At 74.6% G+C, this 20,438-nt stretch carries 19 protein-coding genes; 12 read left to right on the top strand and 7 right to left on the bottom strand.

The genetic code is table 11. The features are described 5' to 3' along the window. The first annotated feature begins 45 nt into the window (after positions 1-45). The 6 genes from IF19_RS0129055 to IF19_RS0129030 all read left to right on the top strand — a co-directional run bounded on the left by IF19_RS0129055 (position 46) and on the right by IF19_RS0129030 (position 5,376). Positions 46-1,227: an ATP-binding SpoIIE family protein phosphatase gene (locus IF19_RS0129055; protein ID WP_030115184.1), complete on the top strand. Its 1,182-nt coding sequence runs from the start codon at positions 46-48 to the stop codon at positions 1,225-1,227. Continuing rightward, positions 1,224-2,609 carry a sensor histidine kinase gene (locus IF19_RS0129050; protein WP_030277737.1) on the top strand — a complete coding sequence of 462 codons (1,386 nt, stop codon included), beginning with the start codon at positions 1,224-1,226 and terminating at the stop codon, positions 2,607-2,609. The genes IF19_RS0129055 and IF19_RS0129050 overlap by 4 nt, the downstream gene beginning before the upstream one ends. Beyond that, a complete protein-coding gene (locus tag IF19_RS0129045) occupies positions 2,606-4,222 on the top strand; it encodes a fused response regulator/phosphatase (protein ID WP_030115181.1) in 1,617 nt (538 codons plus the stop codon). Before IF19_RS0129050 ends, IF19_RS0129045 begins: the two co-directional genes overlap by 4 nt. A 128-nt stretch (positions 4,223-4,350) precedes the next feature. Beyond that, positions 4,351-4,860, top strand: coding sequence for a sigma factor-like helix-turn-helix DNA-binding protein (locus IF19_RS0129040; RefSeq protein WP_030115180.1), 510 nt, complete (start codon positions 4,351-4,353; stop codon positions 4,858-4,860). Next, complete coding sequence (locus IF19_RS0129035; RefSeq protein ID WP_030115179.1) at positions 4,857-5,114, top strand: hypothetical protein; 258 nt, start codon at positions 4,857-4,859, stop codon at positions 5,112-5,114. Before IF19_RS0129040 ends, IF19_RS0129035 begins: the two co-directional genes overlap by 4 nt. Before the next feature lie 70 nt (positions 5,115-5,184). After that, a complete protein-coding gene (locus IF19_RS0129030; RefSeq protein WP_030115178.1) occupies positions 5,185-5,376 on the top strand; it encodes a DUF1059 domain-containing protein in 192 nt (63 codons plus the stop codon). 110 nt (positions 5,377-5,486) lie between these two features. Here IF19_RS0129030 and IF19_RS0129025 read toward each other — a convergent pair whose 3' ends face one another. After that, positions 5,487-6,632 (bottom strand): cystathionine gamma-synthase, encoded by a 1,146-nt coding sequence (locus IF19_RS0129025; protein WP_030115177.1) that lies wholly within the window; start codon positions 6,630-6,632, stop codon positions 5,487-5,489. 66 nt (positions 6,633-6,698) lie between these two features. Between IF19_RS0129025 and IF19_RS0129020 the strand changes: the two genes are divergently transcribed. The 3 genes from IF19_RS0129020 to IF19_RS0129010 all read left to right on the top strand — a co-directional run bounded on the left by IF19_RS0129020 (position 6,699) and on the right by IF19_RS0129010 (position 11,197). Beyond that, positions 6,699-7,802: a hypothetical protein gene (locus IF19_RS0129020; RefSeq protein ID WP_030115176.1), complete on the top strand. Its 1,104-nt coding sequence runs from the start codon at positions 6,699-6,701 to the stop codon at positions 7,800-7,802. A gap of 278 nt (positions 7,803-8,080) precedes the next feature. After that, the gene (locus IF19_RS01000000135080; RefSeq protein WP_050493990.1) at positions 8,081-9,922 is read left to right on the top strand and encodes a M48 family metallopeptidase; all 1,842 of its coding nucleotides are present in this window, start codon (positions 8,081-8,083) and stop codon (positions 9,920-9,922) included. A 141-nt stretch (positions 9,923-10,063) separates the two neighbouring features. Further along, positions 10,064-11,197 carry a hypothetical protein gene (locus IF19_RS0129010; protein WP_170757295.1) on the top strand — a complete coding sequence of 378 codons (1,134 nt, stop codon included), beginning with the start codon at positions 10,064-10,066 and terminating at the stop codon, positions 11,195-11,197. Between the two features lie 154 nt (positions 11,198-11,351). Here the strand turns inward: IF19_RS0129010 and IF19_RS0129005 are convergent, their stop codons facing one another. Continuing rightward, positions 11,352-12,560, bottom strand: a complete 1,209-nt coding sequence (locus tag IF19_RS0129005; protein WP_030115172.1) for an MFS transporter — start codon at positions 12,558-12,560, stop codon at positions 11,352-11,354. A 245-nt stretch (positions 12,561-12,805) separates the two neighbouring features. On the opposite strand from IF19_RS0129005, the gene IF19_RS0129000 reads away from it, so the two are divergent. Both IF19_RS0129000 and msrA read left to right on the top strand, forming a co-directional pair. Further along, positions 12,806-13,705, top strand: coding sequence for a LysR family transcriptional regulator (locus IF19_RS0129000; protein ID WP_030115171.1), 900 nt, complete (start codon positions 12,806-12,808; stop codon positions 13,703-13,705). Between the two features lie 76 nt (positions 13,706-13,781). Then, positions 13,782-14,447, top strand: coding sequence for a peptide-methionine (S)-S-oxide reductase MsrA (msrA, locus tag IF19_RS0128995; RefSeq protein WP_030115170.1), 666 nt, complete (start codon positions 13,782-13,784; stop codon positions 14,445-14,447). A gap of 111 nt (positions 14,448-14,558) precedes the next feature. Here msrA and IF19_RS0128990 read toward each other — a convergent pair whose 3' ends face one another. Continuing rightward, positions 14,559-15,023: a helix-turn-helix domain-containing protein gene (locus tag IF19_RS0128990; protein WP_030115169.1), complete on the bottom strand. Its 465-nt coding sequence runs from the start codon at positions 15,021-15,023 to the stop codon at positions 14,559-14,561. Between the two features lie 206 nt (positions 15,024-15,229). Then, on the bottom strand, positions 15,230-16,615 hold the full coding sequence (gdhA, locus tag IF19_RS0128985) for an NADP-specific glutamate dehydrogenase (RefSeq protein ID WP_030115168.1): 1,386 nt from the start codon (positions 16,613-16,615) through the stop codon (positions 15,230-15,232). Positions 16,616-17,366: 751 nt separating this feature from the next. Between gdhA and IF19_RS0128975 the strand changes: the two genes are divergently transcribed. After that, on the top strand, positions 17,367-17,816 hold the full coding sequence (locus tag IF19_RS0128975) for an RDD family protein (protein ID WP_030120386.1): 450 nt from the start codon (positions 17,367-17,369) through the stop codon (positions 17,814-17,816). A gap of 34 nt (positions 17,817-17,850) precedes the next feature. Here IF19_RS0128975 and IF19_RS0128970 read toward each other — a convergent pair whose 3' ends face one another. The 3 genes from IF19_RS0128970 to IF19_RS0128960 all read right to left on the bottom strand — a co-directional run bounded on the left by IF19_RS0128970 (position 17,851) and on the right by IF19_RS0128960 (position 20,234). After that, positions 17,851-18,156, bottom strand: a complete 306-nt coding sequence (locus tag IF19_RS0128970) for a hypothetical protein (RefSeq protein WP_030115166.1) — start codon at positions 18,154-18,156, stop codon at positions 17,851-17,853. A 209-nt stretch (positions 18,157-18,365) separates the two neighbouring features. Next, entirely contained in the window at positions 18,366-18,746 is a 381-nt protein-coding gene (locus IF19_RS0128965; RefSeq protein ID WP_030115165.1) for a DUF1330 domain-containing protein, read from the bottom strand. Between the two features lie 219 nt (positions 18,747-18,965). After that, a complete protein-coding gene (locus IF19_RS0128960) occupies positions 18,966-20,234 on the bottom strand; it encodes a L,D-transpeptidase (RefSeq protein ID WP_030115164.1) in 1,269 nt (422 codons plus the stop codon). Between the last annotated feature and the right edge of the window lie 204 nt (positions 20,235-20,438).

Here is a 20,438-nt window from a genome sequence, read left to right as displayed (position 1 = left end):
GAGCGCCGCGCGGAGACCGCCCCCGGGCAGGACCGGGCCGGGGCCGTGACCGGGCCCGTCGTGGTCGACTGCGAGGACGTGGCCTGGTTCCGGGACGCCGCCGAGATGCCGTCGGCGGCCCGGGGCGCGGCCGCCACCCTGGCTCGGCGGATCGGGCTGGACGGCTACCGGTCCTCCGAGGTCGCCCTGGCGGTCAGCGAGGCCGCGACCAACCTCCAGCGGCACGCGCGCGACGGGGCGCTGCTGCTGCGCGTCCTGCGCACGCCGGACCGGGCAGGCGTCGAGTTCGTCACCGTGGACACCGGCCCCGGCATCGCCGACGTCGAGGCGGCCCTGTCGGACGGGGTCTCCTCGGCCGGGACCCTCGGCATCGGGCTGGGCGCGGTCGCCCGGCTCGCCGACGCTTTCGACATCCACTCGCTGCCGGGCAAGGGCACCGTCATGGCTGCGCAGTTCTGGGCCCGCGAGGCCGGTGACGGCCCCACCGGCGGTACGACGTCGGTCGCCTCCGGTCTGACCCGGCCCATCAGCGGGGAGACGAGCTGCGGCGACGCCTGGGCCGTACGCATCGACGAGGGCGGCCCTGAGACGTCCCGGTCGTCGTCCTCCGACGCCGGCCGCGGCGGAGCGTACGGGACGCGCTCCCCCGGTCTCCTCGGCAGCGGCCCGGCCACGCCCGGGACACGTTCCTCCGCCGGTTCCGGCCGGTCCTCGGCCTCCTCGGAGCCGGCCGTCCTGGTCGTGCTCTGCGACGGCCTGGGCCACGGCCCCCTCGCCGCGCTCGCCGCCGAGGCCGCGGTGACGGCGTTCCGCCGGAGCGCCGCCCGCCACCCCGAGCCCCTGCTGCGGGACATCCACGGCGCGCTGCGCGGTACGCGCGGCGGGGCGGTCGCGGTGGCCAGGATCGAGCCGGCCCGGGGGCGCGTCCTGTACTGCGGCATCGGCAACGTGAGCGGGGTCCTCCTCGGCCCCGACTCCCGCAACGGCCTGCTGTCGGCTCCGGGCATCGTCGGCTCGCAGATGCGCAGCCTGCGGACGTTCGAGCTGCCGTGGAAGCCCGGCGGCGCCCTGATCATGCACTCCGACGGGCTGACCGAGCGGTGGAACGCCGACGCCATGCCCGGACTGCTCCGGCACACCCCGGCCGTGATGGCCGGGCAGCTGCTGCGCGAGGCCGGGGTCCGCCGCGACGACGCCGGCGTCGTGGTCGTCAAGGGGGACTGGTGAGCCTCGGCGCCACGGAACCGGCCACCCTCGCCGCGTACGACCTGACCACGCCGCAGGACGTCTTCGCCCTGCGGCGGATCGGGCAGAGCGCGGCGGAGGCCCTCGGCATGGACCGCCAGGACCAGGTACGCATCGCCACCGCGCTGAGCGAGCTGGGCCGCGACCGGCTGGGCTGCGAGGGGCTGACGGTCTCCTTCGCGCTGCCGCCGGGCCCGGAGCGCGTCCTCGCCGTCGTCTTCGGGTGGACGGGCGGCGCGAAGTCGGCCCCCGACCTCGATCCGGCCTCCCGGCTCCTGCACCGCGTACGCCACGAGACCGGCGGCGGACGGGAGCGGATCGTCGCCGAGCACCCGCTGCCGACGAGCTGGGTGGACAGTACGGACGCCCGGCGCGGGGTCGTCGACGCGCTGCGCCGCCACGCGTCCCCCACCCACGCCGAGGACCTGCGGGAGCAGACCCGCGACCTGATCACCGCCCTGGAGGAGTCCCGGGCCCAGCGCGAGGAGATGCGCCGCCTCAACGAGGAGCTGGAGGAGACCAACCGCGGCGTCCTCGCCCTCTACACCGAGCTGTCGCAGGAGCTGGAGGAGACGAACAGCGGGGTCGTCGCCCTCCACGCCGAGCTGGAGGAGAAGTCGGCCCGGCTGCGCGAGACCAGCGAGGCCAAGACGCGGTTCTGGCGCAACATCAGCCATGAGCTGCGCACCCCGGTCAACGCGGTGGTGGCGCTGACCCGGCTGCTGCTGGCGCCGGACTCCGCCCCGCTCACCGACGAGCAGCGGCGGCAGCTCTCGCTGATCGACGCCTCCGGGCAGTCCCTGCTCTCGCTGGTCGGCGATCTGCTGGACGTGGCCAAGGCGGAGGCGGGCCAGTTGGAGATCAACGCCGCGCCGACCGATCTGCGGGCGCTGCTGGCCCAGTTGGGCGCGGTGATGCGGAACACGGGGACCTCCGACGTCGCCCTGCTGATGCCGGAGCCCTCGGCGCTGCCGGTGGCCGTGACCGACGAGGCGCTGCTGACGCGCATCCTGCGCAATCTGCTGTCCAACGCCCTGAAGTTCACCGAGAAGGGCGAGGTCTCGCTGGAGTTCCGGGTGGACGCGCCGTGGATGGTCTTCACCGTCACGGACACCGGGGTGGGCATTCCGGAGGACGAACTGTCCAAGGTCTTCGAGGAGTTCTACCAGGTGCGCGGACCGCTCCAGCGGACCCACCGGGGCACCGGGCTCGGACTCCCGTACGCCCGGACCCTCACCGAACTCCTCGGCGGCGCCCTGCGGTTGTCGAGCACCCCCGGAGCGGGCACCCGGGTGGAGGTCGAGCTTCCCTTCACGCCCGTACCCCCGACATCCGCACCCGCCGCCCCGGAGAACACCCCGTGACCATGACCGCGCAGAGCGACAGCGCGCCAGGAACCGTCCTGGTGATCGACGACGACGAGACCAACCGCTACATCCTCACGAGCTGGCTCACGCGGGCCGGGCACACGGTGCTGGGCGCGGCCGACGGCTCGGCGGGGCTGGCCCTGCTGGAGGAGGCGGGCCGCTCCCTGCCGGAGGTGGCCGTCATCGACGTGCAGCTCCCCGACATGTCGGGCTTCGAGGTCTGCGAGCGGATCAAGGCCGACCCGCGCACCGCCTTCCTGCCGGTGGTCCACGTCTCGGCCGTCGCGGTCAACGCCGAGGACCACACCGAGGGGCTGAGCCGGGGCGCGGACGCCTACCTCGACCAGCCGATCGACCCGAACGAGTTCCTGGCGACGGTGACGGCCGCCCTGCGCTACACCCGGGCCCGCCGCCGGGCGGAGCACCTGACGCTGCGGCTGGCCGCGCTCAACCGGGCCACGCTGGACGTCTACCGGGCCGTCGGCTTCGCCGACTTCTGCGCGGCGGCGACCGGCGGTGCGGCCTCGCTCATGTCCGGCCCGGCCACCGCGATCTTCCTCAGCCCCGACGGCCGGCCCGTGCACAGCCACGCGGCCGGACCGGAGGCCGAGCCGGTCACCCTGCCCGCGCGGGCGGAGCTGCTGGACCGGCTGGCCTCCCCGGCCCTCGGCGGCTCCACCGGCACCGAGGCCGTCACGGTGTCGCGGGAGCGGTGGAGGACGCTGCTGCCGCTCGACCCGATCGACGACGACGTCGTCATGGTGGTGACCCGGACCAAGCGCGACCGGCCGCCCGTCTGCGTCGCCGTCCCGGCCGCTGCGGCCCGTACCTCCGACGAACGCGATCTGCTCCAGCAGTTGGTGAACGCCTGCGCGCTGGCGCTGGAGGCGTTGCGCACCTTCAACGAGGAGCACGCCCTCGCGCTGGCCCTCCAGCGCACGTTCCTGCCGGACCGGCTGCCCGACACCCCCAGCACGACGCTCGCCGTGCGCTACCGGCCGGCCTCCGACCACGCGGAGATCGGCGGCGACTTCTACGAGGCGCTGCAGACCCCGGCCGGGCTGCTGCTGGCCATCGGCGACGTGGCCGGGCACTCGCTGGTCGCGGCGACGGTGATGGGCGAGATCCGGCACGCGCTGCGCGCCTACGCCTTGGAGGGGCACCCGCCGCACCATGTCCTGGAGCGGCTGGACGCCCTGCTCTCGCACACCCGGCCGGGGCTCACGGTGACGCTCTGCCTGGTCCTGGTGGAGCCGGACGGCGGCCGGGTCCACATCGCCAACGCCGGTCACATCCCGCCGCTGCTGCTCGGCCCCGAGGGCGGGGCCGTCTACCTCGTCGACCACGGTCCGCTGCTGGGGCTGCGGCTCCCGCACCCCCCGGCGCACGTCCACCCCGTCGCCCCCGGCGCCCGGCTCCTGCTGATCACCGACGGGCTGGTCGAGGTGCGCAACCAGGACCTCGACCACAGTCTGACCGCGTTCCTCGACGCGGCGGTCTCCGGCCCCCGGGAGCTGGAGGACCTCTGCGACTTCCTCCTGGGCTCGTTCGGCGAGGGCAAGGAGGACGACATCGCGCTGCTCGCGCTGCACCTGGACGGGACGGGGTAGGGCACGCCCCCTCGACGCCGCCCGATGCCGCCCGACGCCTCACCGCCGTACGGGCCGGGCGCACGGCGTACGAACCGGTCGTGTCGCCCCTCTTGACCGCGCCCGGGTGACGGCGCTGCGATGTGGTGGTGAGCGATCGGGCGGACCACCGCGACCGGCTCCGCGCCCTGGAGTTCGACGCCTTCGTGGCGGGCGCGGGCGGCCGTCTGCTGCACACGGCGACGCTGCTCACCGGCGAGCCGCCGCAGCCCCCCGGCGCGTACCCGCGGGCCGAGCGCCTGCTGCACGCCGCGCTCTGCCGTACGTACGCGGAGTGGGACCGGCTGCACGGCGGCGACCCGTACGACCTGGCCCGCCGGGAGCTGGCCCTCCGCTTCGCCCGGGAGGCCCGGCGCCACCAGCGGCCGCGCGGCGGGCTGTTGGAGCGGCTGACCCCCGTCGAGCGGCTGGTACTGGTCCTGCGGATGTACGAGGAGGTCGGCGAGGAGCAGACGGCGGCGCTGCTCGGGCTGCCGGGCGACCGGGTCCGCGCGGTGTGCGCCCGCGCGGTGGCGGCGCTGCGGTCGGCCGGGCGGGGGCGGACCGCGCCGCCCGCCGGGGGCCGCACGGCGGGTGCGGGCCGCCGGGGCGCGGCATGAGCGGGGACCGCCCGGACCCGCGCGAGGAGCAGGTCCGCCGCATGCTGGACGGCCCGCATCCGGTGCTGCCGCCGGACCTGGCGGCACGGGCGGCGCGCCGGGGCGGCCGGCGGCTGCGATGGCGGCGGGCGGCGCACCGGACGGCGTTCTGGCTGCTGGCGGCGCTGCTCGTCGCGGCCCTCGTCCGGGCCGGGTTCGAACAGCCCTGGACGGCCGAGCCAGCCCAGGTGACTCCCCCGTTGGAGGGCTGGTGAGCCGTTGGGGCCCCGGCGGAGGCGGCCTACGCTGGAGGAGAAGGTCGTCGTACGAGCCGAGGAGGCCGTGGTGACCAGGAAGATCGCGGACTGCCGCGCCTATCCGAGCGAATCGAACTGCACCCTCACGATCACCGGTGAGGAGGAAGAGGTCGTCCGGGCCGCGAGCGAGCACGCCGCCTCGGTCCACGGACACGAGGACGGCCCCGAACTGCGCGCGCAGATCAGGGCCGAACTGGAGGACGAGAAGGCGGCGGTCTGACCGCAGGCGCCCCGCGCCGGGGCTTCGCGGCTCGGGGCCCCGCTTCGGACGGCCCGAAGGGGGCCCGCCGTGGTCGGCGGGCCCCCTTCACCGCTGCCCCGGTTCCGGGGTCAGCCCAGCGCCTGGGTGAGGTCGGCGAGCAGGTCGTCGCCGTTCTCGATGCCGACGGAGAGGCGCACCAGGTCCGCCGGGACCTCCAGCGGGGAGCCCGCGGCGGAGGCGTGCGTCATCCGGCCCGGGTGCTCCAGCAGGGACTCCACCCCGCCGAGCGACTCGCCGAGCGTGAACAGCTTCGCCCGGTTGCAGACCTCGACCGCCGCCTCCTCGCCACCGGCGACGCGGAAGGACACCATGCCGCCGAACGCCTTCATCTGCTTGGCGGCGACCTCGTGGCCCGGGTGCTCGGGCAGCCCCGGGTAGAGGACCTGGGAGACCTTGGGGTGCCGGGTCAGCAGATCGGCGACCTTGGTGGCGTTCTCGGTGTGCCGGTCCATGCGTACGGCGAGCGTCTTGATGCCGCGCAGCACGAGCCAGGCGTCGAACGGCCCGGCGACCGCGCCCATGGCGTTCTGGTGGTACGCCAGCTCCTCGGCCAGCTCCGGGTCGCTGACGACGAGCGCGCCGCCGACGACGTCGGAGTGGCCGCCCATGTACTTGGTGGTGGAGTGCACGACGACGTCCGCGCCGAGCGCGAGGGGCTGCTGGAGGTAGGGCGAGGCGAAGGTGTTGTCGACGACGAGGCGGGCCCCGGCGTCGTGCGCGACCTGGGCGACGGCGGCGATGTCGGTGATGCCGAGCAGCGGGTTGGACGGGGTCTCCACCCAGACCGCCTTGGTGCTCGGGGTGATCGCGGCCCGTACGGCGGCCACGTCCGAGGTGTCGGCCACCGAGAACTCCACGCCCCACCGCGAGGCGACCTTCGCGAACAGCCGGAACGTGCCGCCGTAGGCGTCGTTCGGGATGACCACGTGGTCGCCGGGGGTCAGCAGCGTCCGCAGGAGGCAGTCCTCGGCGGCGAGCCCGGAGGCGAAGGCGAGGCCGCGGCGGCCGCCTTCGAGGGCGGCGAGGTTCTCCTCCAGGGCGGTACGGGTCGGGTTGGCGCTCCGGCTGTACTCGTAGCCGCCGCGCAGTCCGCCCACGCCGTCCTGCTTGTACGTGGACACCTGGTAGATCGGCGGGACCACCGCGCCGGTGAGGGGGTCGGCCGTGTTCCCCGCGTGGATGGCGAGGGTCTCGAAGCTGTGCTGGTCGCTCATGGCCCCGAGGGTAGTTCGTACGGAGGGCCCTTACCGGCCACTCGCCGGTCCGGGGACAATGGGGCCATGGAGATTCTGTGGTTCCTGCTCGCGATGGGCCTGCTCGCCGCCGTCATCGGTCCGTGGGTCATGCGGCGCCGGGGCGGTGTCCGCCAGGTCGCCCCCGGTTCGCCGGACGCCGCCGACCCGGACGCGTACGGCTTCGCCCGTCAGGAGGAGCTGGACGTCCGGATGCCCGGCCCCGACCAGGACCTGCTCGACGTGCTCGACGTGGTCCAGGGCACCCAGAAGTGGCAGGCCGCGTCCCAGTTGCTGGCCGGTACGCCGAAGGAGGGCGAGCTGCGCTGGCAGCGGGTGCAGGCGTTCGCCGGCGCGGCCTCGCTGGAGCTGGCGCAGCGGCCCGGCGTCGGCGGCGCGTGGCTGCGGGCCTGGCGCTCGGAGGCCCCGAAGGACGCGGGCGGGGCGGCGGTGCACGCGGAGTTCCTGGTGCAGCAGGCGTGGCGGTCCTCGGCGGCGGGGAGCGACGACTTCCGGATCATCCTTGAGGAGGCCCGTACGGTCTGCGGCGGGGCGGCCCTGCTGGCGCCGGGCGACCCCGTCCCGTACATCGTGGAGCTGGCGGTGGCCCGGGGCCTCGGCTACACCCCGGAGCAGTTCGACCAGCTCTGGGCGAAGATCATCGACCGGGCCCCGGCGCACATGGGCGCGCACATCGCGGCGCTGCACTTCCACAGCGAGCGGTGGCACGGCTCGCGCAAGGACGCGGAGGCGTTCGCGACGGCCGCCGCCGCCCGCGCCCCGCAGGGCTCCCTGCTCGCCGCGCTGCCGCTGTTCGCGGTGTACGAGCACCTGCCGGAGATCAACCTCGTGCAGGGCTTCTACCGCAGCCAGGTGGTGACGAAGGCGGTCGAGGGCGCGATGTTCGCGGTGCACGCGGCCCGCCCCGACGACCCGATGCTCCCGCACGTACGGCATCTGCTGGTGCTCTTCCTGGTCCACATGGAGCGCTGGTCGGAGGCCATGCACCAGTTGATCCGGATCGACGGCCACGTGGGCGCCCTGCCGTGGACGACGGAGGCGGACCCGGCCGCGCGGTACGCGGTCTACCGGGCGCTGGCGGTCGCGGGGTACGAGGCGAACGGCGGCAGCCCGGCGACGCTGCCGCACTGAGCCGCCCCCGGTGCTCGGCGCGGCGGCGAGCGATGCGCCGCCGCCGCGTTGAGCACGGTGCGGTAACGGCTGCTGACCAGGGCTGATTCGCGTTGCCGCCGGTTCGCCCGGTGAGAGATACTCCGGGTCCCCCCACACGCGCGTTCGACTCGTACGTTCGGCCTTCGTGGCCGACGCCCACGGCCGACGTGCCCCCTTGTTCACTTCGCGTACCGACCCGGCGCCCCGTGCGCGCCCACGGGCGGGACGTCTTCCTTTCCCGTGGGGGGAACCGCCCGATGGGCCCAACACCGCGCGCCGCGCGCGCTCTCGTCCTGCTCGCGGGCTTCTACCTGCTCGGCCTCTTCCTGCTCGCCGCCCTGGCCGCCGCCGACTGGGCGGCGGCCGTCCACACGCCCGGCCCCTTCGCGCTGAAGGTGTTCATCGTCAGCGCGGTGCTCGCCCTCCCGATCGTCCGGGGCATGTTCATGCTCCGGACGCCCCCGTACGAGGACGTGCCCGGCGTACGGGTGGACGAGAGCCGGGAGCCACGGCTCTGGCAGACCGTGCGGGACATCGCCCAGCAGGTCGGGACCCGCGCCCCGGACGAGATCCTGCTCACCGGCGACGTCAACGCGGCGGTCTCCGAGGACTCCCGTCTCCTCGGGCTCGCGGGCGGCACCCGGCGGCTCCGCATCGGGCTGCCGCTGATGACGGGGCTGTCCGAGAGCGGGCTGCGGGCCGTGCTCGCCCACGAGATGGGCCACTACGGCAACGCCGACACCCGTCTCGCGGCGATCTCCGAGCGCGGTCGCGTCCACGTCCTGCGCACCGTCGCCCACTTCGAGGAACGCGCCGGCGCCAAGGTCTCCAAGGAGCGCGCCCGGCAGGAGAAGAAGGCCGCCGCGGCCGTCGCCAAGGGCAGGAAGGCGAAGGAGGTCGACACCACCGGCACGGGCGTCACCTACCGGGCGATGGCGCGGCTGTACACGGCGTACGGGAAGTTCTACCTGCGCGCCACCCTCTCCGGCTCCCGGCGCGCGGAGTTCGCCGCGGACGTCGCGGCGGCCCGGATCGCGGGCCGCGACGCGACCTCGTCGGCGCTGCGCGAGATCCCGGTCATCGACGCGGCCCACGACTTCTACCTGAACTGCTACGCGACGCTCGGCGTCGACGCGGGCCTGCTGCCGCCGCCCGGTGAGTTCCTCGGCGGCTTCCGCCACCTGCTGGCCGCCCGCCACGCGGAGCTGGACGCGCTGCGCGGCGAGCTGCCCACCGAACCGGTCTCCCCGTACGACTCCCACCCGCCGATCGCCGAGCGTGTCGCCCGGATCGAGGCGCTCCCGGACGACGGCCGCGCCTCGGACCCGGTCCGGCCGTCCCTGTCACTGCTGGCCGACGCGGACCGGTCCTTCGCCGCCGTCGAGGAGACCGTGCTCACGCCGGCCGCCCTGGGGCTGCGGCGGCTGGACTGGCCGGAGCTGGTCCACGCCGCGATGAGCGTTCAGACCGAGCGGTCCGCTCAGCGATTCGGCGCGCTGGCGCTCGGGACGGCGAGCGGCGAGGACACGTCTCCGCACGGGACGCACGGTGGCGGCGGCACACCGGGGCACGGGGCCGACGCCGACGGCACACCGGGGCACGGGGCCGACGCCGACGGCACGCCGGGGCACGGGGCCGACGCCCGCCCCGGCGCCGACGCCGACGCGGACCGCACGTCACGGCCGGAGGCGGCCCCGGAGGGCGACGGAGCCGGCGCCGCAACGCTGGGGACGCTGCTCGACGCGATCGACGCCGGGGCGCTGTGGCGGATCGCCGAACGGCTCCCGCGCTCCGCAGAGGCGGCTGCCGCGCACGGCCGGGCGGCCCGCGAGTTCGCCCGCCCCCAGCTCCGCGCGGGGCTCTCGCAGCTCGTCAGCGCCGAGTATCTGCGCCAGGGCCAGGCCCGCTGGCAGCTGTCCTGGGCGGAGTCCGCCGCGCTGGAGCTTCCGTACGGGCAGGTGGACGAACTCCCGGCCGCGCTGGAGGCGGCGGTGGCGGACCGCCCGGACACGGGACCGCTGCGCGCCCTGCTGGAGCCGGTGGCCGCGCCGGAGACCTCCGCGCCCGCCCAGGCCCCGGCTCCCGGCCCCACCGCGTAGCCGGGCCCCGGTCCCAGCCCGGTCCCGGCAACGGTTCACGTTCCGGTTCCGGTTCCGGTTCCGTCGAAGTCGGCGGAACCGGAACCTGTCACGCCCCACCCCGCCCACTCCACCCCGTCCCGTCCCACAGAGAGACGCCACGTGATCACCCTGCTCTGGGCCGTTCTGGCCGTCATCGTCCTCATCGTCCTGGCCATCGGCCTCTGGTTCCTGAAAGCCATCGTGCAGGGCGCCCTGGAGGGCTGGCGGAGCGGTTCGGAGGAGCCCGACGGCTCGGACGAGTCCGACGGCCCGTACGAACTGCCGGAGGAGTGCGCGGCCATCGGGCTGCTTCCCCCGGACCGGCAGAACACCGACAGCGCGAGCCCGGTGCCCGCCGAACTGACCGCCGCCCTCGACGCGGTGGCGCGCGGGGAGTGGGAGCCGGCCGCCGCGCTCCTGGGGCGTACGGCCGCCGAGCGCGACTGGGAGAACCGGTCGTCGTACGCGTTCGACCTGGGCGAGAAGGCCGCGCAGGACGACACCTGGCTGCTGGCGTGGGAGACGGCCCGCCCCGACGACCCGGACGCGGCGGTGGTGCGGGCCCGCAGCACGGTCTGCCTGGCCTGGGACATCCGGGGCGGGAAGCGGGCCCAGTACACGACGGGTGAGCAGTTCCGGGGCTTCCACGCGACGCTCCAGCGTTCGCGCGCCGAGACGGAGCGGGCCGCCGGGCTGAACCCGGAGGACCCGACCCCGTACATCACGGAGATCTGGACCGCGCTCGGCCTCGGCTACCCGCACGCGGAGATGGACCGGATCTGGGCGGCGATCACCGAGCGTGCCCCGTACCACTACGAGGCGCACTTCTCCGCGGTCCAGTACTGGTGCCAGAAGTGGCGCGGCTCGCACGAGCTGGCACGGGCGTTCGCCGCCGAGGCCGCCGCGAAGGCGCCCCTGGGCAGCCTGCTGACCGCGTTCCCGCTGATCGTGCACTTCGAGCACGACGAGACGACGGACCAGGAGGTCGACCGGACGCCGGAGATGGTGGCCCTGGTCGACGCCGCCCTCGCGGACGTGGCCGCCGCCGACCCGGCCCACCCGCGGCTGGCGGAGGTGCGCCATCTGCTGGCGTACTACCTCTCGCTCCAGGACCGCGACGAGGCGGCGGTGGAGCAGTTCCGGCTGGTGGACGGCTATGTGGGCGCCCTGCCGTGGCGCTACCGGGCCGATCCCGCCGCCGAGTACTGCTCCCTGCGCGACCAGTCGGTGCGCGCGGCGCCCGCGACCGCCTGAGCCAGGAACGGGTCGGGGCCGGGGAGCGGAGAGCCCCCGGCCCCGACGCCTTCCGGTGGCCCCGGCCGGAACGTGCCCCGTACGTCCGGAGGTCCGAACCGTGCTCCGTAGGTCCGGAGGTCCGGAACGTGCTCCGTAGGTCCGGGGGCGGGGCTCAGGGTGCGAGGGCGGCGACCGGGGCCCGCCCGGCGGCCGTGGTCACCAGAGCGCCCACCGCGAGCGCTCCGCCCACCCACATCACCGCCGTGACGCCGATGCCGTCCGCCGCGAGCCCGCCCACCAGGGCGCCCAGCGCGATGGCCCCGTTGAACACCCCGACGAAGAGCGAGGAGGCCGCCTCGCGGGCGTCGGGGGCGGCGAGCAGGAACCAGGTCTGCGTGCTGACCGAGACGCCGCCGTAGCTCAGGCCCCAGACCGCCATCAGGACGGCCGCGAGGGCGACGGAGCCGCCCAGCCACGGCAGCGCGGCGACGGTGGCCGCCAGGACCGTGGCGATCACCAGCAGGGTGCGGCGCGGGGAGCGGGCCGCACCGGCCCCGGCCAGGAAGTTCCCGGCCACACCGGCGACCCCGTAAACCAGGAGCAGTGTGCCGACGGCGCCCGCGCCGACCTCGGAGACGTCCTCCAGGACCGGCCGGACGTACGTGTACGCCGCGAAGTGCCCGGTGACCAGGAAGGCGACGACGACGAGGCCCGTACGCAGCCGGGGGTCGCGGGTCAGCCGCAGCGCGCCGCCGAGCGGAACGGGGGTCTCCGCAGGGAGCCGGGGCAGCAGCAGCGCCGCCGCGACCAGCACCGCTGCCCCGAGCCCGGCGGCGGCCCAGAACGCGGCGCGCCAGCCCGCGAAGGCCCCGAGGTACGTGCCGGCGGGGACGCCGAGGACGGACGCGACGGCGACGCCGCTGAAGACCAGGGAGGTCGCGGCCCCGGCGGACCGCGCCGGAACGAGCCGGACCGCGAGCCCGGCCGCGAGGGCCCAGACGCCGCCCATGCCGACGCCGACCAGGACCCGGGCGGCGACCATGGTCCCGAATCCCGGAGCCCACGCCGCGCCGAGGTTGCCGACGACCAGGACGGCGACCAGCGCGCACAGCGCCGTACGCCGGTCGGTGCGGCCGAGCAGCGGGATCAGCACGGGAGCGGAGAGCGCGGCGACGAGGCCGGTGATGGTGAGGGTCAGCCCGGCCACGCCCTCCGGGACGCCCAGGGAGCGGCCCATCGGCGTGAGCAGCCCGACGGGCAGCATCTCGGACGTGACCACCGTGAACGTGCCGAGCGCGAGGGCCGCGACACCCCACCAGCCGTTGCGCGGGGGCGTCGGGCCGGCGGCCCGGCCCGCTGAGGATTCCTGAACCTGCGTCATGCCCCCAGCCAAGCGAGGCCGGGTGCCGGGAACAACGGCCGAACGCTCATCCTTCCATGAGCTGGGCTCATGGATCGGGGCTCATGGATCGGGGCCCGGGCGCGGGGCTCGGGTTCAGGACTCCGGGCTCCGGGCTCCGGGCTCCGGGCTCCGGGAGACACTCGGACAAGCGACACCCGGGTGGCGGCCGGACAAACGACACCCGGGTGGCGGCACCCGGCTCGGGAAGGACGGCGGGGGAACACATGAGCAATCCGGAGATCCGGGAGCTGGAGGCGTTCCTCGCCCTGGCCGAGGAACTGCACTTCGGCCGGGCCGGGGAGCGCCTCTACCTCTCGCAGAGCAGGATCAGTCAGTTGCTGCGGGCGCTGGAGAGCCGGATCGGCGGGCGGCTGGTCGACCGGACGAGCCGCCGGGTGCGGCTCACCCCGCTCGGCGAGCAGTTGCACGCGGGGCTGCGGCCCGCCTTCGACGCGATCGTCACGACGATCGGCGAGGTGCGGGACGCGGCGCGCGGCCTCGGGGGCGTGTTCCGCGTCGGCTTCCAGGGGACGGCGAACGACGCGTTCCTGCGGGCGGTCGCGGCCTTCCGGGACGCCCACCCGGAGTGCGCGGCGGAGATCGCGGAGATCCCGCTCTCCGACCCGTTCGGCGCGGTGCACCGGGGGGAGGTCGACGCGGCGGTGGTGCTGACGCCGGTCCGGGACGACGCGCTGGTGGTGGGCCCGGTCTTCTCGACCCGGCCGCTGACGCTCGCCGTCTCCGACCGCCACCCGTACGCCCGCCGGGACGGCGTCGACGCCGAGGAGCTGGCGGACGGCCCGCTGATCGGCGTGGCGGGGGCGGCCCCGGAGTACTGGCGGCTGGCCCAGGCCCCGGTCGTCACCCCCGGCGGGCGGGCGATCCCGTCCGGGCCCGCGGTGAGCAGCCTGCAGGAGGGGCTGGCGCTGGTGCGGACGGGCCGGGGAGCGATGCTGCTGTGCCACCCTACGGCCGACTACTACGGCAGCCACGCCGTGGTCTTCGTCCCGGTGACCGGCCTCCCCGACTCCTCGCTCGCGCTGGTGTGGCACCGGCACCACGAGACGGCCAGGACCCGCGGCTTCGCGCGGGCGCTCGCGGACGTCGCCGAAGTCACCGGGTGAGCGGCCCCGCCCCGGAATCCCGGGGGCCGCTCCCGTGTTGTACGTGCCGAACACCGACACCCGGAGGAGCCCCCGCATGTTCCTGAACCGTCGCACCCCCGAGCTCCCCACCCCGGAGCAGGCCCTGCGCGGCCGCCCCGTCCCCGAGTTCACCGTCCCCTCCCGCCACACCGTCCTCGGCAACCCCCTGGTGGGCCCGTATCCGGAGGGCCTGGAGGTGGCGGACTTCGCGCTGGGCTGCTTCTGGGGCGCGGAGCGGAAGTTCTGGCAGACGGAGGGCGTGTGGACGACGCTCGTCGGCTACCAGGGCGGCTACACGGAGAACCCCACGTACGAGGAGGCGTGCTCGGGGATGACCGGCCACACGGAGGCGGTCCGCGTCGTCTTCGACCCGGCCGTCGTGTCGTACGAGGAGCTGCTGAAGCTGTTCTGGGAGTCGCACAACCCGACCCAGGGCTTCCGCCAGGGCAACGACGTCGGCACCCAGTACCGCTCGGCGATCTACACCCACTCCCCCGCCCAGGCGGCGGCGGCCGACGCCTCCCGTGAGGCGTACCAGAAGGTCCTGACGGCCTCGGGCCACCGGGAGATCACGACGGAGATCCTCCCGGCCGAGGGCCGCCCGTTCTGGCCGGCGGAGGCGTACCACCAGCAGTACCTGGACAAGAACCCGGGCGGCTACTGCGGCATCGGCGGCACGGGCGTCTCCTGCCCGATCGGCGTCGCCCCGGCCGGGGGCTGACCCGGCCCGGGCCCGTGGGGCCCTGCCGGACCGGGCCCCGCGCGAAGCCTGCCGGACCGGGACCCTGGCAGCACTCGCCGCCTGACGTTCGGGCCCGCGCGAGGTCTGCCGTCAGGCGGCCAAGAGCAGTGCGCCCACCGGCCGCCGCGCCGGGCCCGTCGGTCCAGTGGGCCGGGCCGGCGCGGCCTCACGCACCGGCCGCCGTCCACCGTCTGCGACGGAGGCACGGGAGCGGATGCGCGACCGGGCCGCCGTGAGGCTCACCAGCCGCTCGCCGGCCAGCGCCAGCACGTCCGCGAGGGTCAGGCCGAGCGCGCGGGCGGCGGCGGCCAGCACCTCGGAGGACGCCTCCTTGCGCCCGCGCTCCACCTCGGAGAGGTACGCCAGGGAGATTCGGGACGCCTCGGACATCTCCTTCAACGTCCGCCCCTGGGCCTTGCGTTCGCGGCGCAGCACGTCGCCCACGAGGTCCCGCCACAGCGGCTCCCCGAGCGGGGCGCCGCCCGGCCCCGGGGCCGCCGCCGGGACCGGGCGCAGGGGGCTCACGTCGGCCTGGTTCGTCGCTCGGATGCTCACCGCTCCACCCTAGGAGCGCGTCACGGCCCGCGCACGGTCCGCGCGTTGCGCTCCGGGCGAATCCGCTGTCGGCGAAGTTCCGTGGCCGCGGCACAGGTTGGGGGAACGGCCGGTCCGGCGCCGGTAGCAGGCGATCGCGAGCCGGTGACCACAGCGAAGCCGCTGACCACGGCGAAGCCGGTTGCGGCCGCCGCACCCGGCGCCCGTCAGATCAGGCCCTGCGCCAGCATCGCGTCCGCGACCAGCTCGAAGCCCGCGATGTTCGCCCCGACCACGTAGTTGCCGGGGCTGCCGTAGCGCTCGGCGGTCGTGTAGCAGGAGTCGTGGATGTGCCGCATGATCTCGGCGAGGCGCTCCTCGGTGTGGGCGAAGGTCCACGAGTCCCGGGACGCGTTCTGCTGCATCTCCAGCGCGCTGGTCGCGACCCCGCCCGCGTTGGCGGCCTTGCCGGGGGCGAAGGCGACGCCCGCCTCCTGGAGGACGCGGACCGCCTCCGGGGTGGTGGGCATGTTGGCGCCCTCCGCGACGGCCTTGACCCCGTTGCGTACGAGGTCGAGCGCGTCGGACTCGTGGAGTTCGTTCTGCGTGGCGCAGGGCAGGGCGACGTCCGCGGGGACCGACCACACCCCCGTACCGGCCACGAACCGGGCGTGGGCGCCGCGCCGCTCCGCGTACTCCGAGACCCGGCCCCGGCCGGCCTCCTTGATCTCCTTGAGGAGGGCGAGGTCGATGCCCTTCTCGTCCACGACGTAGCCGCTGGAGTCCGAGCAGGTCACGACGGTCGCGCCGAGCTGCTGGGCCTTCTCGACGGCGTAGATGGCCACGTTGCCGGAGCCGGACACCGCGACGGTCTGGCCCTCCAGGGACTCGCCCCGGCTGCGCAGCATCTCCTCGGTGAACAGGACCGTGCCGTAGCCGGTGGCCTCGGTACGGGCCTGGGCGCCGCCCCAGCCGAGGCCCTTGCCGGTGAGGACGCCGGACTCGTAGCGGTTGGTGATCCGCTTGTACTGGCCGAAGAGGTAGCCGATCTCCCGCCCGCCGACGCCGATGTCACCGGCCGGTACGTCGGTGTACTCGCCCAGGTGGCGGTGGAGCTCGGTCATGAACGACTGGCAGAACCGCATGATCTCGGCGTCGGACCGGCCCTTGGGGTCGAAGTCCGAGCCGCCCTTGCCGCCGCCGATGGGCATGCCGGTGAGGGCGTTCTTGAAGATCTGCTCGAAGCCGAGGAACTTCACGATGCCGAGGTTGACCGAGGGGTGGAAGCGCAGGCCGCCCTTGTAGGGGCCGAGCAGGCTGGAGAACTCCACCCGGAAGCCCCGGTTGACGTGGATGTCGCCGGAGTCGTCCGACCACGGCACCCGGAAGATCAGCTGGCGCTCGGGCTCGCATATGCGCTCGATGACGCGCGCGTCGACGAACTCGGGGTGCCGCGCCAGCACCGGACCGAGCGTCTCCAGGACCTCGCGGACGGCCTGGTGGAACTCCAGCTCGCCCTGGTTGCGGCGGAGGATCTCGGCGTAGAGCGGCTCGATGAGGTCGGCCGCCTCGTGCGTGCGGGCGGAGTCGGGCGCGTCGGGGATGAGCGGCATCTGATCAAGACCTTCCGTGGTCGGCTCGTGCGCTTCGGCGCCCCCGTCCCGGAGCGCCACCGGTCCGCATCCCCCGCCGGAGCCGCGCGGACTCCCGATCGGGGGGACCGTGTGGCCGTCGCCCGGCGGGGCGATGCGCTGGACCGTCGTACGGTTCGATTCTCCAGGGATGCCCGATGATCTTCGAGGACCATCCACATAATGACCATGATCAGCCGTTTCGCTCAGCACCCGCACGCCCGCCGCAGGGGCTCCGGCCTGCCCGGGCGCAACGGTCCGGGCGCGTCACGCGACGTCGCCCCGGAGGACCGCGGCACGGTCGCCCGTGACGAGGATCACCTTGCGGAACGGTCCCCGGGCGGTCCGCGGGGAGCCGCGCCGCACGTCGCGGGCCCGGTCGCCGCCTCCCGGGGCGCCGCAGCGGGGCGAGGGTAATGGACCGGTGAAATCCGGCCATGCGTAAGGGAGTTACCGGTCAGGAACAGGGGCACCCCGGCCGGAGATCCGTCATGATGCCCCCATGTCGAAGCCACGGGGGCGTCGGAGGAGGCAGCCTCCTGACCGGGCGCGGATGCGATACGGGACGGCCGGGACCGGCGGTGGCGCCGCCGCCCCGCACCGCCGGGGCATGTCGGCGGCACCGGCCCCGCCGCCGCACGGTGCGCGGGCGTCCGTCCCCGCGTACGCCCGCCCCGCCCCGTACCCCGCTCCGGGCCTCCGGGAGCCGCGCGTCCCCAAGGGCACCGGGGAGATGCGGCGCTTCCTGGCGGTCGGCCTGGACTGCTACCTGTGCCTGCTGGTCGTGGGGCTCCTGGTGCGGTCCTGCGTGGACTCCGGCGTGACGGGGCGCGCGGTCGCCCTGCTGGTCGTGCAGCTCGCCGTGCTGTCGTTCGCCAACCAGGTGCTGCTGACGATGGCCGTCCGGGCGAGCGCCGGAAAGCTGATCATGGGCGTCCGGGTGATCCGGCTGCCCGACGCGGGACGGCCGGGCTTCCGCCCGCTGGTGCTGCGCTGGCTGTACGGGCTCCTCTGGCTGCCGAGCCAGCCGTGGCGCCGCCTCAGGACCCCGGCGGCGGGCCCCGGCCCGGAGTGCCCCGGGACCCGTCCCGCCGACCCGCACGGGGACCTGGCGGGGGTGCGCCAGGTACGCCGCAGCGACCTGCGGTCCTACCGGGCGGCGGTGCGGGGGCGTCCGCACTGACACCGCGCGAGGCGGCTTCGCGGGAGCCTCCGCCTCAGCGCCAGTCGCCGATCACCCAGGCCACCAGGCGGGGGCGGGCGGTGTACGGATCGCACGCGACGACCGCGTCGGCGGGGACGATGTCGCGGGTGACGGCCTGCCCGAAGTCGCTGACCACCCGGTCGAAGCCGCCGGAGAGGTCGCCGGGCTCCCCGACCGTGACCGGGGCGGCGGACGCGGCCGGGGCCTCCTCCGCGCAGCCGACGTGCGGAAGGGGCTGGCCCAGATACCAGCCGCCGGCGAAGACGGCGTACAGGACGGCGGCGGCGCCCAGGCGGCGCGGGGTTATCCAGTGAGGCACGTGCGGGAGTGTTCCACAGCCCGCCGGCGGGACCCGGCCGATGGGCCGTCAGAATCCGTAGCCTTCCCGGCCGTCGCGCGGCCGGAAGCGGGCGATCCGTCAGGAACCGCCGCGCTCGCGGCCGTTCGACCACCGCAACCTGGCGGGCCGCCGGAATCCGCCGCGCTCCCGCCCGTTCCCCTCAGGAGCCGGCGTCGGCCCGTTCCCCCTCAGGAGTCGGCCTCGGCCCGCTCCCCGGCGGCGCGCTCCCGGGCGTTCCGCATGGCCGCCGCCGTGCCGACCGCGTCGTACTCCGGGCCGACGCCCGGCACGATCACCACGTCGCCGTCGAGGTGCCGGGTCCGCAGCGGCAGGATCTCCTGGTAGGCCGGGGACGCGTACCAGGCACGGGCCTCCGCCATCCCGGGGAAGCCGACGACGACCACGTCGCCCGGCCACGCCCCCTCCAGCACCTCCACCTTGCCGCCGTGCACCAGGAAGCGCCCTCCGTAGGGCTCCATGGTGGCCTGGATCCGCTCGATGTAGCGCAGCACGTCGTCCTCGACGGGGCTGTCGGAGGGGCGCAGGTGGGCAAGGGCGTACGCGGTCATGGTCCGGTCCTCCGTCGTGGGGCGGGGTGCTCTTCCTGACGCCTCCGATGCTGCCGGAGGGCCCGGAGGGCGTCGATTACCCCGGAGGTCATGACGCCGGGCCGCACGTCGCCGCAGCGGCCCCGGGACACGCCGAAGGCGGCGGCTCCCGGAGCGTTCCGGGGGCCGCCGCCTTCGGTCGGGGACGGGGGTGGCGCGGGGAGGAGAAGGGCGGGTGGATCAGCCCTGGGAGCCCGCCGTCCACTGGGCCCAGCTCATGTTCCAGCCGTTGAGGCCGTTGTCCGGGGTGATGGTCTTGTCCGGGGAGTTCTTGACGATGACCACGTCGCCGATGAGCGAGTTGTCGTAGAACCAGGCGCCCGGGGCGCTGGGGTCGTTCGCGCCCTTCACGTCGGCGAGGCCCACACAGCCGTGGCTGGTGTTGGCGCTGCCGAAGATGCCCTTGCCCCAGTAGTTGCCGTGGATGAAGGTGCCCGACGTGGACAGGCGCATGGCGTGCGGCACGTCCTTGATGTCGTACTCGCCCTTGCCGTCGTCATCGGTGAAGCCGACGGTGGCGCCGTTCATCCGGGTCTCCTTGTGCTTCTCGGAGATCACCATCTGACCGTTGTACGTGGGGTTGTCCGGGGAGCCCGCGGAGATCGGGATCGTCTTGATCGTCTTGCCGTCGCGGGTGACCGTCATCTGCTTGGTCTTCGCGTCGACGGTGGAGACCTGGTTGCGGCCGATCTTGAAGGTCACGGTCTTCTGCTGGACGCCGACGACGCCGTCCGCACCCTCGACGCCGTCGAGCGCCAGCTTCAGGGTGACGGTGGAGCCGCCCTTCCAGTAGTCCTGCGGGCGGAAGTCCAGGCGCTGGGCGTTGAACCAGTGCCCCACGACCTCCTGGCCGCTGCTGGAGCTCACGGTGATGCCGGCCTGGACGGCCTTCTTGTCCGTGATCTCCTTGTTGAAGTTGATCGAGACGGGCATCCCGACGCCGACCGTGGAGCCGTCCTCGGGGGTGAAGTTCCCGATGAAGCTGTTGTCGGGCGAGACCGTGGTGAAGGAGCTGTTCTCGTGGGCCTTGCGGCCCTTCGCGTCCTCGGCCGTGGCGTCGATCTTGTACGTGGTGGAGCGCTCCAGCTGCCCGGAGGGCTTCCAGCTCGTGCCGTCGGCCGAGATCGCGCCCTCGACCGCGGTGCCGTCCGCCGTGGTCATGACGACCTCGGTCAGCTTGCCCTTGGCGACGGTGACCTGGGCCGCGTTGTTGATGCTGGCGTTGGTCGCGCCGTTCTTCGGCTTGATCGCTATCTGTGCCTCGGAGGCATCCTCGGCCGCCGCCTTGTCGACGTCCTGCTGCGACGACTCGGAGCTGTTGGCGCTGGTCTTGCCGCCGTCGCCACCGTCGTCGTTACAGGCCGAAAGCACCAGCACGCCGCCGAGCAGTGCGGACACGGCCACCAGGCCCCTGCGCCGCTTGCTGTCCGTCATCACACGCTTCTCCATCGTTGCCGATTTCCCCAAAAAACCCCGGACGGGACCGCCAGGCGGCATTCCCCGTCAATGTTCCAAGAACACCCGGAAAGGACGCTCCGTTCCACATCCGCGACGGATGTGGGGAACACCACTCATCGACGCACCTCCGGAAGCGGCGGTTCCCGATGCCGGGAGCCGGTTTCCGCCACCGCACGGTGCGGCCCCGGTCCGCCG

This window comes from Streptomyces californicus (assembly GCF_000717645.1).
GTDB lineage: Bacteria > Actinomycetota > Actinomycetes > Streptomycetales > Streptomycetaceae > Streptomyces > Streptomyces californicus.
Note: the sequence above shows the minus strand (reverse complement) of the source record. Positions and strands in the feature narration are given on the sequence as shown.

Excerpts from the sequence above, each read along its gene's own strand:
- IF19_RS0129035 (WP_030115179.1), top strand. The coding sequence starts at position 4,857 with ATGAGCGGGGACCGCCCGGACCCGCGCGAGGAGCAGGTCCGCCGCATG.
- IF19_RS0129025 (WP_030115177.1), bottom strand. The coding sequence starts at position 6,632 with ATGAGCGACCAGCACAGCTTCGAGACCCTCGCCATCCACGCGGGGAAC.
- IF19_RS0129020 (WP_030115176.1), top strand. The coding sequence starts at position 6,699 with ATGGAGATTCTGTGGTTCCTGCTCGCGATGGGCCTGCTCGCCGCCGTC.
- IF19_RS01000000135080 (WP_050493990.1), top strand. The coding sequence starts at position 8,081 with ATGGGCCCAACACCGCGCGCCGCGCGCGCTCTCGTCCTGCTCGCGGGC.
- IF19_RS0129005 (WP_030115172.1), bottom strand. The coding sequence starts at position 12,560 with ATGACGCAGGTTCAGGAATCCTCAGCGGGCCGGGCCGCCGGCCCGACG.
- IF19_RS0129000 (WP_030115171.1), top strand. The coding sequence starts at position 12,806 with ATGAGCAATCCGGAGATCCGGGAGCTGGAGGCGTTCCTCGCCCTGGCC.
- msrA (WP_030115170.1), top strand. The coding sequence starts at position 13,782 with ATGTTCCTGAACCGTCGCACCCCCGAGCTCCCCACCCCGGAGCAGGCC.
- gdhA (WP_030115168.1), bottom strand. The coding sequence starts at position 16,615 with ATGCCGCTCATCCCCGACGCGCCCGACTCCGCCCGCACGCACGAGGCG.
- IF19_RS0128975 (WP_030120386.1), top strand. The coding sequence starts at position 17,367 with ATGCGGCGCTTCCTGGCGGTCGGCCTGGACTGCTACCTGTGCCTGCTG.
- IF19_RS0128965 (WP_030115165.1), bottom strand. The coding sequence starts at position 18,746 with ATGACCGCGTACGCCCTTGCCCACCTGCGCCCCTCCGACAGCCCCGTC.
- IF19_RS0128960 (WP_030115164.1), bottom strand. The coding sequence starts at position 20,234 with ATGGAGAAGCGTGTGATGACGGACAGCAAGCGGCGCAGGGGCCTGGTG.